Here is a 13,649-nt window from a genome sequence, read left to right as displayed (position 1 = left end):
CATTAGATTAGGCGGGATATTATATGAAAGAAACCCAAGCTGTTATCGGTCTGGATATTGGAACAACCAGCACGAAAGCCGTTCTGTTTGGACCAAAAGGCAAGGTGCTATCCAAGCATTCGGTTCATTATGATTTAATACAGCCAAAGCCGGCATGGGCCGAGCAGGATCCTGAGCACATCTTAGAAGCAGTCATCGCAAGCATCAGAGGCGCGGTCACAAAAGCCGGATGCAGCCCTGACAATCTGCTTGCGGTCGGTATCAGCACCGCCATGCACTCTTTGATTGCTGTCGATCAAAACGGCGGCTTGCTGACAAAAAGCATCATTTGGGCTGACAACCGCAGTACGGAGCAATCAAAACGAATTCTGAAAGATATGAACGGGTTCGATATTTATAAAAGAACAGGCACGCCGATTCACCCGATGTCCCCTCTTTCCAAGATTGTGTGGATGAAGGAGCAGGACCCGGAAACATTTTCGAAAGCCGCCAAATTCATCAGTATTAAAGAATATATTCTGCATCAATTTTTCGGGGCGTATGTCGTGGATTATTCCATCGCTTCGGCAACGGGGTTATTCCGTTTAGACACGCTTTCCTGGGATGAAGAAGCACTGCGGATTGCCGGAATCCGTGAAGACCAGCTGTCGGATATCGTGCCGACCACTCATCAGCTGAGCGGGCTTGCGCCTGAGATCGCGGCGCGGATGGGCATTCATGTACATACACCGTTTATCATCGGCGCAAATGACGGAGTGCTTGCCAACTTAGGCGTAGGAGCGATCGGCAAAGGCGAGGTTGCCGTTACGATCGGCACAAGCGGAGCGGTGCGTTCTGTGACGGATACCCCGGTGACGGATGAAAAATCACGGACGTTCTGCTATGCGCTGACGGACAAGCATTGGGTCATCGGAGGCCCGACCAATAACGGAGGCATTATGCTGCGCTGGCTTCGTGACGAATTCGCTTCCTCTGAAGTCGAAACGGCGAAGCGGCTGGGCGTTGACCCGTACGATTTAATGATTGACATCGCGAATAAAGTGCCTGCGGGGTCTGAAGGATTGTTATTTCTCCCGTTTTTATCAGGGGAACGCGCGCCGTTTTGGAATCCGAATGCCCGCGGAACGTTTTTCGGCATCAGCCTGCGCCATAAACGGGAGCATTTTATCAGGGCGGTGCTGGAAGGTGTCATCATGAGCGTCTTTTCCATCGGAATTGCCTTGAGAGATTTGGCAGGCCCTGCAAAAGACGTGCGGGCTTCGGGAGGATTCGCGAGATCGCCGCTGTGGAGGCAGATTTTGGCCGATACGATGGGGCGGGAGGTTCTCGTTCCGGAAAGTTATGAAGCATCAGCACTCGGAGCGGCTGTCCTCGCTTTACACAGCCTCGGCGAAATGGAGCGGATTGAGGATGTGCAGGACTGGATCAGAATTTCCCACCGGCACGAACCGGATGTCAAAAACAGCGAAATTTATATTGAGCTGTTTTACTTATACGAGCGGCTGTATGACAAGCTCAAGGATGAATTTGACGTCATCAGTGAATTTCAGCTCAAACAAAGTCGTTAATTCTTCTTTGAAAGGGTGAAAAGGTCATGTTACTGTTTATTGTCATTGCCGCTATTATCGTTTTACTCCTATTGATTACGGTCGCTAAGTTAAATCCGTTTATCAGTTTGCTCATCACATCCATTCTTGTCGGTTTCGCAACCGGAATGAACATGCAGGACATTATCACATCTATGAAAACCGGGCTTGGCAATACGCTTTCTCTTCTTGCGATTGTGCTTGCCCTCGGGACGATGCTTGGAAAAATGATGGCTGAATCAGGCGGGGCGGAGCGGATCGCCCATACCCTGATCGGCCGCTTCGGCAAAAAGAACGTCCATTGGGCGATGATGGCCGTCGCTTTTATCGTCGGCATTCCGGTCTTTTTCCAGGTCGGCTTTGTATTGCTCGTGCCGCTGCTGTTTACGATTGCCATTGAGACAGGCGTTTCCTTAGTGACGATCGGGATTCCGCTGCTCGCGGGGCTTTCCGTCGTTCACGGATTGGTTCCTCCCCATCCGGCGGCGATGGCAGCGGTCGGCATTTATCACGCAAATGTCGGAAAAACGATTTTGTATTCATTAATCGTCGGCATCCCGACGGCCATTATTGCAGGGCCGCTTTACGGAAAATGGATTGGTAAGCGCATTCATAAACCCGTTCCTGAACTTTTGAAAAAACAATTTATCGAACGGAATGAAAATCGCAAGCTTCCGGGATTCGCAAATACATTGTTTACGATATTAGTACCGGTTATCCTGATGCTTTTGGCGACGCTCGCCGACATTGTACTGCCGGAAAAAAGCACACTCTATCAAGCTTTTAAATTTATCGGTGATCCTGTTACGGCGCTTTTGATCGCAACGGTTTACTCCTTTTTCAGCCTCGGATTTTACCAAGGCTTTAACAGGGACAGCATTTTAAAATTCAGCAATGACTGCTTAGGACCGATTGCTTCCATTCTGCTTGTGATCGGAGCCGGCGGCGCCTTTAACAATGTGCTGATCGATTCAGGCGTCGGCACTTATATTGCGGATATGGCGAAGCATTCAAGCTTTTCTCCCGTTCTTTTAAGCTGGACGATCGCTGCGGTCATTCGCATTGCCACAGGCTCAGCGACTGTATCCATGATGACGGCGGCAGGCATTGTTGCGCCGATCGCTTCAGTGATGCCCGGCGTCAGCAGTGAATTGCTCGTTTTAGCCACAGGAGCGGGTTCTCTGATCCTGTCTCATGTCAACGATTCCGGTTTCTGGCTCATTAAAGAGTATTTCGGAATGACGGTAAAAGAGACTTTCCTGACTTGGACGGCGATGGAGACGATAATTTCTGTCAGCGCCATCTGTTTTATCATGATGATTAACGCATTTATTTAATAAAGTTAGCCCCGGCTATAATAGCCGGGGCTTTTGATGTTAGCGGTCATTTACGAGGATATAAGCCGCCTTTACAGGACCGTGGACGCCGACGACCAAATCCATTTCGATGTCGGCTGAGTTGCTTGGACCTGTAATGTAGTTAATGCAGGAAGGGACGGTGACCCCGTCTGCGATATTTTGTTTCATTATATCACTGGCCTGTGTCATTCTCGGCACAAGGGTAGATTTCGGGATAATCGCGATATACGTTGTCGGAAGCAGACTGACGGAACGCCCGGCATTTTCAGAAGCGTACAAAACGACAGTAGCTGATTCCGCAAGTGTGATCTCGCTGAATGTAATGCCCACATTCGCTTGTTCCGCCTTTTCGATATTTTTCGCTCCTTGTTCCGCATCCCATTCCCAAACGGGAATCCCTTCAGCCGGCCAGTCTTCTGTCAAAAGCCCTTGTAAGCCGTAAGCTTCAAACCTGCTGTCTTTCGGAATGATGACAGGGCCTCCTTCAAAGCGGCTCACCTGCGCTCGCAATGCGTCATAAAGCCCGGCGGCATCCGTTTCGATCAGCTCGGTATGGATGTTGACGCAGTGGTCTTTCAGCATTGTAACGAGATCATCTGACGTACAGCCTGCGTGTGTTTTATATTGAGGCTGATAGTTCCACTCAGGTACGGACACGCCTTCTGTTCTGCGTTCCCTGCCAAGGCTTTCGGCGATTCGGTTTAAAAAGGATTCTTGATGTTTAATGGTTCCCTTCGCCATCACTCTTCCCCCTTTTTGTTTTCCCGATCTGTAAACCAGTCTCTGAATCTTGTTTTATGCGGCGCCGGAAAATCCCGGATTGACGTCCAGCCTTTTAACGGCCCCGGCCCTTTAGAAATTTTGTCATCTTCCGTAAACGGGGTCATGGCAGCCGGCGCCCATTTCGATCCCATTTTATACAGGGACGGGGAAGACGAACCAAGCCCGAACGCTTTCATTGCCAACTTTTCGCTGATCGGCGCTTTGCCTTCTTTTTCGACGATGTTTTGCCGATGCTTGAGAAGCAGCTCGTGCAGCGGAATTTTTACCGGGCACGCTTCTGTGCAAGCCGCGCACAAGGTCGATGCGTACGGAAGCTCCTTATACTCGTCATATCCGCCGAGAAGCGGCGATAAGACGGCGCCGATCGGGCCCGAATAGATCGAACCGTACGAATGGCCGCCGACGTGCCGGTATACGGGGCAGACGTTGATGCAAGCAGCGCAGCGGATACATTGCAGAACGGATTGGAATTCCGTTCCGAGAATTCGGGATCGGCCGTTGTCCACGATCACGAGATGAAATTCCTCCGGACCGTCAGCTTCGCCCTCTTGCCGAGGCCCCGTCAGCGCCGTGATATAACTTGTCAGCCGCTGACCGACCGCGCTTCTCGTCAGCATGCTGACGAGCACTTCAAATTCAGAAAAAGACGGAACGATCCGCTCCATGCCCATCACGGTAATCTGCGTTTTCGGCAAGGCGGACACAAGACGGCCGTTTCCTTCATTTGTTACGAGGCTGACCGAGCCAGTATCGGCGATCGCAAAGTTGCAGCCGGTGATGCCGACGTCCGCTTCGAGAAATTTTTTCCGCAGAACGGCGCGCGCATGCATGACGAGTTCTTCCGGTTTTTCCGTCTGTTTGTAGCCGAGCCTGTCTTTAAACACGTCGCGGATCTGCTCTTTGTTTTTGTGGAGGGCGGGCGCGACGATGTGTGATGGCGGATCATGGTCGTCAATCTGGAGGATGTATTCACCCAGATCGGTCTCGACCACTTCACAGCCTTCTTTCTCAAGCACTTCGTTTAAATTGATTTCCTCTGTCACCATTGATTTTGATTTGACGACTTTTTTGCCGTTTTTCTTTTGAATGACATCACGAATATACGAGGACGCTTCTTCCGCCGTTTCAGCGAAGAAAACGCAGCCGCCTCTTTCGGCGACGTTTTTGGCCAGCTGTTCCAAATAGAAATCAAGATTGTTCAGCACATGCTGCCTGATTTCTTCCGCATGTGAACGCCATTCCTCCCAGTTTCCCAATTCCTCGGCCGCTTGGAGCCTCCTTGTCCGCAGCCGTTCCTGCGCTCCGGAAACGGCTCCTCTCATAAACTCATTATCTATTCCCTCTGACACCCGCTCTTTAAATGCGGCTGTACCGATTTTCATCGCCATGATTTTACCCCCTCTGTCGTTTCTGCCTGTTATCTGCTGTTCAGCACTTCGGCGATGTGCATTACTCTGATATGTTTATCTTTCCGGCCAAGCCTTCCCCCGATATTCATCAAACAGCCGCAATCCGCTCCGATCAGCACCTCGGCTTCCGTTTCTTCCACACAGGCAACCTTTTCATCTACCATCTGTTCGGAGATTTGCGCCATTTTCACCGAAAACGTGCCTCCAAAGCCGCAGCATTGATGCTTCCCGGGAAGTTGCGTAAACTCAAGCCCCTTTACATGGCTTAAAAGCTTCATCGGCTCCTCTGACACGCCGAGCAGCCTTGTCATGTGGCACGATGTATGTAATGTCGCTTTTTTATGCAGCTCCGCCCCGACATCCTCTACCCCAAGGACGTTGACAATAAAGTCTGTTAACTCATACGTTTTGTCCGCGAGCCGCTGCGCTTTCTCAGCCCATTTCGGGTCGTTCTGAAACAGCTGCGGATATTCACGGAACATCGTCGTGCAGGAACCCGACGGACTGACAACGTACTCTGCCTCCTCAAACGCGGCAATCATCCGCTTCATCGCTTTTTTCGCATCGGTCACATACCCGCTGTTATACGCAGGCTGCCCGCAGCAAATCTGTCCCTCGGGAAAATCAACTTCACACCCAAGCCGCTCCAGTACCTCAACCGTCGCCTTTCCGACATCGGTCTGGAACATATCCACAAGGCACGTGACAAATAATGAGACTTTCATGATGAACCCCTCTTTCATCCTCAATAATGATCTGGTCATCTGATGACCTGTTTTTAGGAAAACCTCTATGAATATCGTACACTATTCTGAATATGAAATGGAAGTGTTTTCTGGGAAATTCCTTTTTGCGGATGTTCTCTCTATAAAAAAGAGAAGCTCTTCCGGCCTCTCTTTCAGCTTCTAACATTCTGTTTTAAGATACTTCCCAGGCTTTGAACGCCTTTGACGATGCTGTTTTTATCAGCGTAACTGAACGATAAACGGAGAAATTCGGTTCCGTCTTGCGGGTCTAAGAAAAAATATTTGCCGGGTACAAACGAAACGCCTTGAGAAAGAGCTTGAGTCAGCAATGCTGAAGTATCCGCCCCCGGGACTTTTATCCATACAAAGTAGCCGCCTTTCGGAACGTGCCAGGACACGGATTCCGGGACATATTGTGTTAATGCTGATATTAAGACGGCACACTTGGTCCGGTATGTGTCACGTATGACGGCCAGCCTTTCATTGAAATCCGTTTGCTGTAAATATACAGCGGTCACAGCTTGGGAAAAGGGATGGTCTAAATCTTTTTTAAACCATGACAGGGCTCTAATAAATTTACTTGCCCCCGTTATCCATCCGATCCGCATTCCCGGTGCCGCGATCTTTGATAATGAACCGACGTGCAGAACCCTGTGATCTTGATCCATGGCTTTCAGCGGCGGGGGGATGTCGGTAAATCCCAGCTCTCCGTACGCATCATCCTCCAAGATGAGAAAATCATACGTTTCGGCAAGCTGTAATATGTGGGTTCTCCGCTTCGCTGACATGGTGGTTCCCGCAGGGTTTTGAAAGGCTGGAATGGTATAGAGAAGTCGCGGAAGGACAAGCCCTTTGCGCTTTCTTTCCTCCAGCATACTTTCTAATTGATCTGTCTGAAGGCCGTCCTCATCTGACGGAATGCTCATGATATGCGGCGTATAGTTCTTAAAAATCTCCAGCGCCTCCATATATGATGGAGACTCAATGGCAACTGCCGTTTTGTCGTCAATGAGTATCCGGGCAATCAGATCAATCGCCTGACAAGCACCTGATGAAATCATGAGCTCATCATCTGAAGAGTGAATACCGCGGGCCGACAGCCTATCTTGAATTTGCTTTTTTAATGCGTTGATTCTTGGGCTCCCAAGATAATGAAGCGGCAAATCACGCTCCTCTTCAAGAAGATCGGATGCGGCTTTTTTCAGCTGCTCATAGGGTACGAGAGCAGGATCGGGATAGCCGGAATGCAGATGGATACACTCATGAGGAACAGCCGGCATCCATTCACCCGGAGGATCATTTTTAAGAGCTTTCCTGATGTTTTCAGAAAAAAAGGATTCGGCCTGCATTTGATCATATCCCCTTTCACCAATCAGCTTTTTCACACATTTTCTTCAAAATAAGCCCCAAGCACCCTTTCCACATTCGTCAAATGCGCCGTCATCGCTTCTTCGGCCTTAGCTGCATCTCTGGCGGCGACGGCGTTGTAGATGCGTTCATGTTCTTCGTACAGCCGTTGCACGCTCGTTTTTTTAGAGAACAGCCAGATCTTCCTTGTTTCTCTCATCGTTTCCAAAAGCAGAGCGGAGACATGGTTCATGAGATGCTTGAGCAGCTCGTTTTGTGAAGCTTCCGCCAGCGCCATATGAAAGGAGAAGTCTGCTTTTTCTCCCAGTTCCTCGTCTCCGTCGATGTCTTTCATCTCGATGAGCGCCTGATGGATTTTGTTCAGGTCTTCTTCTGTTCGTTTTTCGGCGGCCATGGCGGCGACGCCGAGTTCGAGCAGTTTTCTGACTTCAAGCAGCTGTTTGACGTCCTCTTTTTTCATTAAGAGTGCCGATGAGAGCTGCTGGGAGATATGGGACGGCTCAAATTCTTTAATGTACGTGCCTTCCCCCTGCTTCATATCCACGAGCCCCATCGCTTTCAAGGCTGACAGCGCCTCTCTGACCGCAGATCGGCTCACTTGAAAGCTCTCAGAAAGCGCCTGAACGGAGTCCAGCTTTTCGCCGGGCTTGAGCTCGCCTGCTTTAATTTTCTCCAGCAGCGCGTCTGCAACTTCCTCGTATATTTTTTTCGTTTTAATCTGTTTATATTTCAACGCGTATCACCCCGTGACTTGTGAGTCTTGATGTTTATCGTCTATTATACTTCTTTTTTCGTTCCGTCAACAGATTCAGACAATTTATTTAAGAAAAGTATTGAACTTTCAAATTTCTCAAAATATAATGCTAGTTAACCCGGTCATCTGATGACCTTATCATAAATCGCAATCGCTTACATAATACGGGGAGGGGTTTTTGGGATGCAATGGACACAGGAGTATGCTCCTTTAGGGGGGAACTTGCTTTTGTCGGCCGCTTGTGCGCTCGTGCCGATTGTTTTCTTTTTTTGGGCGCTTGCTGTGAAACGAATGAAGGGGTACATAGCGGGACTTTTGACTTTAGGGGTTTCGCTTTTGACTGCTGTATTGGTTTATGGAATGCCGGCGGAGAAAGCACTGCTGTCTGCTTCGCAGGGAGCGGTGTACGGTTTGCTTCCGATCGGCTGGATCATTGTCACATCCGTCTTTTTGTATAAAATCACCGTCAAAACGGGGCAATTTGACATCATTCGCAGCTCGGTGCTGTCGATCACAGATGACCGCCGCTTGCAGGCGCTGCTCATTGCCTTCTCGTTCGGGGCTTTTTTAGAAGGCGCCGCGGGTTTCGGCGCACCTGTAGCGATATCAGCCGCTTTGCTCGTCGGACTCGGTTTTCAGCCGCTTTATGCCGCGGGTATTTGCTTGATCGCCAATACGGCGCCCGTTGCTTTTGGCGCGATCGGCATCCCGATTACCGCAGTCGAAGGCCCGACAGGCATACCGGCAATGGAGATTTCGCAAATGGTCGGCCGCCAGCTGCCGTTTTTATCCGTCTTTATTCCGCTATATTTAATCATTCTGATGAGCGGGTTTAAGAAAGCTTTTGAAGTGTGGCCCGCAATTGTTGTATCCGGCGTTTCCTTTGCGGCCGTGCAGTATGCCAGCTCGAATTTTTTAGGGCCTGAGCTGCCGGATGTGCTGTCAGCTCTTGTTTCTATGGGTGCGCTTGCGGTGTTTCTGAAATTTTGGAAGCCGAAAACAGCGTTCCGCTTTGCGGCGGAACGGGAATCAGCGGCCGCCTCTGATCATGATGCGCCGGCGGTGTACGGAGGCGCCGCCATTTTTAAAGCATGGTCGCCGTTCCTTCTTTTGACAGCCATGATCTCCATTTGGGGCATTCCGCAGATGAAGGCAGCGCTGACCGGACACTACGACGGGACTTCGCTGTGGCTTTCCTGGCTGAATGCGGCCGGAAAAGCATTGACCTTTACGCCTCCCGTTCCATTTGTAAACAATCAAATTCTGCATGCGGACGGCACTCCGATCGAAGCGGTGTATAAGCTGGAGCTTTTCGGTTCTGCGGGTACGGCGATCTTCATTGCCGCCATTATGTCCAAGTTCGTTTTGGACATGTCATGGAAAGCATGGGGCGAAGCATTTGCGGAGACATTAAAGGAATTAATGCTCCCGATTTTAACCATCGGTTCTGTCGTCGGTTTTGCCTATGTGACAAACGCTTCCGGCATGAGTACGACGTTAGGCCTGGCGCTTGCGATGACAGGTGCGATGTTCACCTTCTTTTCGCCCGTTCTCGGCTGGCTCGGCGTGTTTATTACAGGCTCTGATACCTCGGCCAATCTCTTGTTCGGCGGCTTGCAAAAGGTGACGGCACTATCTGTCGGTATGGACCCGGTTCTTTCCGTCGCCGCGAACTCGTCAGGAGGCGTCACCGGAAAAATGATTTCTCCGCAATCCATTGCGGTCGCATGCGCTGCTGTGGGCCTTGCCGGCAAGGAGGCAGATCTTTTTCGGTTCACCATTAAGCACAGCCTCTTTTTGCTGCTGCTCGTCTGTATCATTACCTTTTTGCAGCACCATGTTTTTTCATGGATGATCCCATAATGCGGAGAACCTCCCCGTACTTGCCGCGGGGAGGTTCAGCTGTATCGTTTTCTCGCCGAGGACGGCGGGATATTCATTTGATCACGGTATTTGGCGACGGTGCGCCTTGATACCCGAATGTCATATTGGCCGAATAACATGTCAGCCAGTTTTTGATCTGAAAGCGGTTTCGTTTTATCTTCTGCGCTGATGAGTGCTTCCAGATGGGCTTTGACGGCATAATTGGAGGCATCCCCGTCTCCTGATGATTCTGCTTTTGCCGAGAAAAAGGTTTTCATATCGTACAGCCCGTATGGCGTCTGCACGTATTTTCCTTTAATGGCCCGGCTGATCGTTGATTCGTGGAGCTCCAGCGTTTCAGCGACCTCTCTTAACGTCAGCGGCTTCATCCCGCTTCTCCCTGTCAGAAAAAAAGATCTTTGCCGTTCCGTCAGTACGCTGATGATTCTGGTGATGGTTTGTTTTCTTTGTGTTAAAGCACGTCGCAGCCAGCGCCATTCTTGATATTTCGCCGACAGGTAGGCTTCCGTATCCCGGCATCCGGATGATAACAGCGGCTGATAATTGGCATGGAGCTGAATATCCGGAAAAGAACGGCTGTTCAGCTGCGCTTTAATGCTGCCGTTTTTCACCGTGATGAAAATATCAGGTTCGACATAAAAGCCCGGCTCCTCATGTGCGTAGCGAAGCCCGGGTCTCGGGTCGAGCGCCGTGATCATATCAGAAATGTCCTGAATGTCCATGAGCGATATGCCCGTTTTTAATGTAAGCGCTTTCCAGTTTTTTCTTGCAAATAGCTCAAAGTAGTCACCGATAATCCGTTCCGCCTGTTCGTTCCGCTCAGGAAGACGGCGCAGCTGAAGAATGATGCACTCTTGCAGAGAACGGGCGCCGATTCCGGCCGGTTCAAGCGACTGGAGTTTTCCGAGAACCGCCTCCGTCTCCTCTGCCGTAGCTGACACATGATCGGCAGCAGCTTGGATATCCTCTTGTAAATAGCCGTTTGAATCGAGCGAATGTATCAGATAATTAAAAATTTTCTCCTCATTCTTAGACAGCTTAATATCTAAAGATTGCTGTTTCAGCGCATCCTGCAGGGTTTTCCGGGTGTGGCTTATCTGCTGTCTTCCGTCCTGCGCTTTCATCCTGTTTTTATTTATTTTGTGGTAAGATAGTGGCGGTGTGTCTGTTTCCTTTCGTTCAATCAGAGGGTTTTCCAGTGAGAGCTCATCAATATATTCGGCCAGTTCCGCGGAGTTATATCCGAGTAATGTAATGGCCTGTTTAAGCTCTTGAGTTAATTGAGGCTTTAGTATTTGTGTTTGCTGAAGTTTGATATCCATCATGCTCACTCCCCTTTTTTCATTGTACATGATTGGCTTCATACCGTATATATTTATTAAAAGGAGTGCTTTATAAATGTCAGAACTTTTTTCCGTTCCTTATTTTATTGAGAACTTTACACAGCATATTGAAATGAATCCCAATGAAGACCGAATTCATGCGATGAACAGCTATTACCGCTCCGTCGTTTCAACCCTTGTACAGGATCAGCTGACGAAAAACGCGGTTGTGCTCAAAAGAATCCAGCATTTGGACGAAGCTTATAACAAAGTCAAACGGGGAGAAACAAAATAAAACCTTCCGCTCATGTCAGAGCAGGAAGGTTTTCCTTCGTTTCGGGGGTTTCCCGGATGAGCCGGGTGTTCGGCGCTTCTTTCATCCAGGTGTGATAATAGTTGGCGTTTTTTCCGTACGAATTGTCAATGACGGTATTTTTCTTTCCAAGCAGCGAGGAAAGGATGTGGCCGTGAAGCCTTGACGTTTCGACCGCTTCATAACGGCTGAAAAATCGGATCGCCTTTTTCACTAGGTAATCTGAATATTTTCCCCATATGAGCGCCATCGGCAGCGGATTTCCCGCTTTTTTATTCAGGACATTCACCGTTTGGAGAAAAGCGATTCCCCGGCGGTCGGCGGCTGACAGTACGTGCTTCCAGTCATAGCTTTGGACCGGATCAACTATTTGCAGATCCGGATTAGCCTCGCCGTCCATGCGGATAAAATGCAGCTTCCCGCAAGAAGCAGCGGATTTCGGGATAATCGGAAACAGCTGATGGGCCATGTCGGGCATAAGCCCAATATGGTTAGCCGAAAAATAACGTTTCGCCGTTTCATAAGATACATTATCCCTTGTGAAAAGGTGCAGATCCCTGTGTTCAGAGAAAAGCGCCGCTGTCCGGCGCCGCTGTTTTTCATCCCGAAAATAAATGGATTGCGGCAGAATGACGATCCTGTTTTCAGGAAAGGCTTTGACGATTTTTTCCCTGAAGGCCTGATAATACGGATAGAGATCTCCGAAATTACCGCCTCCCTGACAGACAATGACAGCGTTCCGCCCAACCCGCCGGCCGAATGGAAAATTGTCCGGATTCCAGCGCTTTTTCACGCGGATGCCGTGCGCTTTGAAAAAAGCCTCCGTCCCTTTCATAATAAATAAATCCCCTACATTTCCGTATAGGGGATAGTCGGCGTAAATGATCTCAGATTGCGGCGGTATGACGCTGAGGAGACCCGTCAGCGTTTCTTTTAAACCGGTCATGACATGCTGGCTGTCCATGATGTCGCCCCTTTCGATTCAAACAGATGCACAAGTGCAGCAATCACGCGGTTTTGATCCGCTTCAGACAGATTTGAGCCTGACGGCAGACAGATCCCGCGGCTGAAAAGATTTTCGCAGACCCGTTCCTGATCGCTGTGAGGATAAAACAAAGATGATGAGAATAACGGCTGTGTATGCAGAGGCTTCCAAAGCGGCCTGGCTTCTATATTTTGTTCAGCAAGGCAGGCGATGGCGTCATTCGGCGTCACGCCGTTGTCAAGCGTCAGGGCGGTCAGCCAGCGGTTGGATGCCGTTCCTTCAAGCTCCGGCATCATGCGGATGCCCGGAAACCTTTCTAATGCTTCCTTATACCGGTCAAACACCTTTCTCCTCGCCTGAACGCGCTCTTCCAGCACTTCCAGCTGAGAAATCCCCACGCCTGCGAGAATATTGCTGAGCCTGTAGTTATATCCGATCTGGCTGTGCTGGTAATGAACGGCCGCATCCCGGGCCTGTGATGCAAGAAACCTCGCTTTTTCAATGGAAGCTTCGTCGTTTGAAACGAGCATGCCTCCCCCTGATGTCGTAATGATTTTGTTGCCGTTAAATGAATAAATGCCGAAATGGCCGAACGTGCCGCTCTGCCTGCCTTTGTATACCGATCCCAGCGATTCAGCCGCATCTTCAATGAGACAAACGCCGTATGCATCGCAAAGGCTCAGCAATTCATCCATTTTCGCGCTTTGGCCGTAAAGGTTGACGGCAATGACCGCTTTCGGCAGTATGCCGCGCCGCTTCGCATCCTGCAGCGCCCGTTCCAGCGCATCCGGCGACATATTCCACGTCTCCCATTCTGAGTCAATAAAAACGGGCTCCGCCTGCTCATATAAAATCGGATTCGCGGTGGCGACAAAAGTAAAGGAGGAGCAAAACACAGTGTCTCCTTTTGTAACGCCCGCAAGCCGCAGGGCAAGGTGGATCGCCGCCGTTCCCGAGCTGACAGCCGCCGCACCTTTAACGCCCGCATAATCCGCCAGCCGTTTTTCGAATGTGTTGACGAGCGGACCGAGCGGCGCAATCCAATTAGAGCGGAAGGCTTCAGCGATGTACTCTTGTTCTTTCCCGCTCATATGAGGCGGAGATAAATAAATTCGGTTGTTTGTTTGCATGGAATCATCCT

The 13,649-nt window shown here is 49.9% G+C and carries 12 protein-coding genes; 4 read left to right on the top strand and 8 right to left on the bottom strand.

Features of this window, described 5'->3' with window-relative positions; translation table 11 throughout:
• Positions 1–23 precede the first annotated feature (23 nt).
• Positions 24–1,568 carry a gluconokinase gene (gntK, locus tag AXI59_RS07695; RefSeq protein ID WP_061527835.1) on the top strand — a complete coding sequence of 515 codons (1,545 nt, stop codon included), beginning with the start codon at positions 24–26 and terminating at the stop codon, positions 1,566–1,568.
• 26 nt (positions 1,569–1,594) lie between these two features.
• Positions 1,595–2,923, top strand: coding sequence for a GntP family permease (locus AXI59_RS07690; RefSeq protein WP_061521643.1), 1,329 nt, complete (start codon positions 1,595–1,597; stop codon positions 2,921–2,923).
• 39 nt (positions 2,924–2,962) lie between these two features.
• Here AXI59_RS07690 and AXI59_RS07685 read toward each other — a convergent pair whose 3' ends face one another.
• The 5 genes from AXI59_RS07685 to lutR form a co-directional block, all read right to left on the bottom strand.
• Positions 2,963–3,685, bottom strand: coding sequence for a LutC/YkgG family protein (locus AXI59_RS07685; RefSeq protein WP_061527834.1), 723 nt, complete (start codon positions 3,683–3,685; stop codon positions 2,963–2,965).
• Positions 3,685–5,115, bottom strand: coding sequence for a LutB/LldF family L-lactate oxidation iron-sulfur protein (locus tag AXI59_RS07680; protein ID WP_061527833.1), 1,431 nt, complete (start codon positions 5,113–5,115; stop codon positions 3,685–3,687). The genes AXI59_RS07685 and AXI59_RS07680 overlap by 1 nt, the downstream gene beginning before the upstream one ends.
• Positions 5,116–5,144: 29 nt before the next feature.
• Positions 5,145–5,861, bottom strand: a complete 717-nt coding sequence (locus AXI59_RS07675; RefSeq protein WP_061521646.1) for a (Fe-S)-binding protein — start codon at positions 5,859–5,861, stop codon at positions 5,145–5,147.
• A gap of 173 nt (positions 5,862–6,034) precedes the next feature.
• On the bottom strand, positions 6,035–7,231 hold the full coding sequence (locus AXI59_RS07670; protein ID WP_061527917.1) for an aminotransferase-like domain-containing protein: 1,197 nt from the start codon (positions 7,229–7,231) through the stop codon (positions 6,035–6,037).
• Between the two features lie 32 nt (positions 7,232–7,263).
• A complete protein-coding gene (gene lutR, locus AXI59_RS07665) occupies positions 7,264–7,983 on the bottom strand; it encodes an L-lactate utilization/bacilysin biosynthesis transcriptional regulator LutR (RefSeq protein WP_061521648.1) in 720 nt (239 codons plus the stop codon).
• A 204-nt stretch (positions 7,984–8,187) separates the two neighbouring features.
• On the opposite strand from lutR, the gene lutP reads away from it, so the two are divergent.
• Positions 8,188–9,867 carry an L-lactate permease LutP gene (gene lutP, locus AXI59_RS07660; RefSeq protein ID WP_061521649.1) on the top strand — a complete coding sequence of 560 codons (1,680 nt, stop codon included), beginning with the start codon at positions 8,188–8,190 and terminating at the stop codon, positions 9,865–9,867.
• Between the two features lie 35 nt (positions 9,868–9,902).
• On the opposite strand, the gene rpoN is transcribed toward lutP, so the two are convergent.
• Entirely contained in the window at positions 9,903–11,210 is a 1,308-nt protein-coding gene (rpoN, locus tag AXI59_RS07655; RefSeq protein ID WP_061527916.1) for an RNA polymerase factor sigma-54, read from the bottom strand.
• A 76-nt stretch (positions 11,211–11,286) separates the two neighbouring features.
• Between rpoN and yvfG the strand changes: the two genes are divergently transcribed.
• Positions 11,287–11,505, top strand: coding sequence for a protein YvfG (gene yvfG / locus AXI59_RS07650; protein ID WP_061521650.1), 219 nt, complete (start codon positions 11,287–11,289; stop codon positions 11,503–11,505).
• Between the two features lie 10 nt (positions 11,506–11,515).
• Here yvfG and AXI59_RS07645 read toward each other — a convergent pair whose 3' ends face one another.
• Together AXI59_RS07645 and AXI59_RS07640 are read right to left on the bottom strand one after the other, a co-directional pair.
• A complete protein-coding gene (locus AXI59_RS07645; RefSeq protein WP_061527832.1) occupies positions 11,516–12,487 on the bottom strand; it encodes a polysaccharide pyruvyl transferase family protein in 972 nt (323 codons plus the stop codon).
• Positions 12,466–13,638 (bottom strand): DegT/DnrJ/EryC1/StrS family aminotransferase, encoded by a 1,173-nt coding sequence (locus tag AXI59_RS07640; protein WP_061521652.1) that lies wholly within the window; start codon positions 13,636–13,638, stop codon positions 12,466–12,468. The genes AXI59_RS07645 and AXI59_RS07640 overlap by 22 nt, the downstream gene beginning before the upstream one ends.
• Between the last annotated feature and the right edge of the window lie 11 nt (positions 13,639–13,649).

It is taken from the genome of Bacillus nakamurai (assembly GCF_001584325.1).
Taxonomy (GTDB): Bacteria; Bacillota; Bacilli; order Bacillales; family Bacillaceae; genus Bacillus; species Bacillus nakamurai.
The sequence above is the reverse complement of the archived record's forward strand: the minus strand, read 5'-3'. Positions and strand labels throughout refer to the sequence as shown.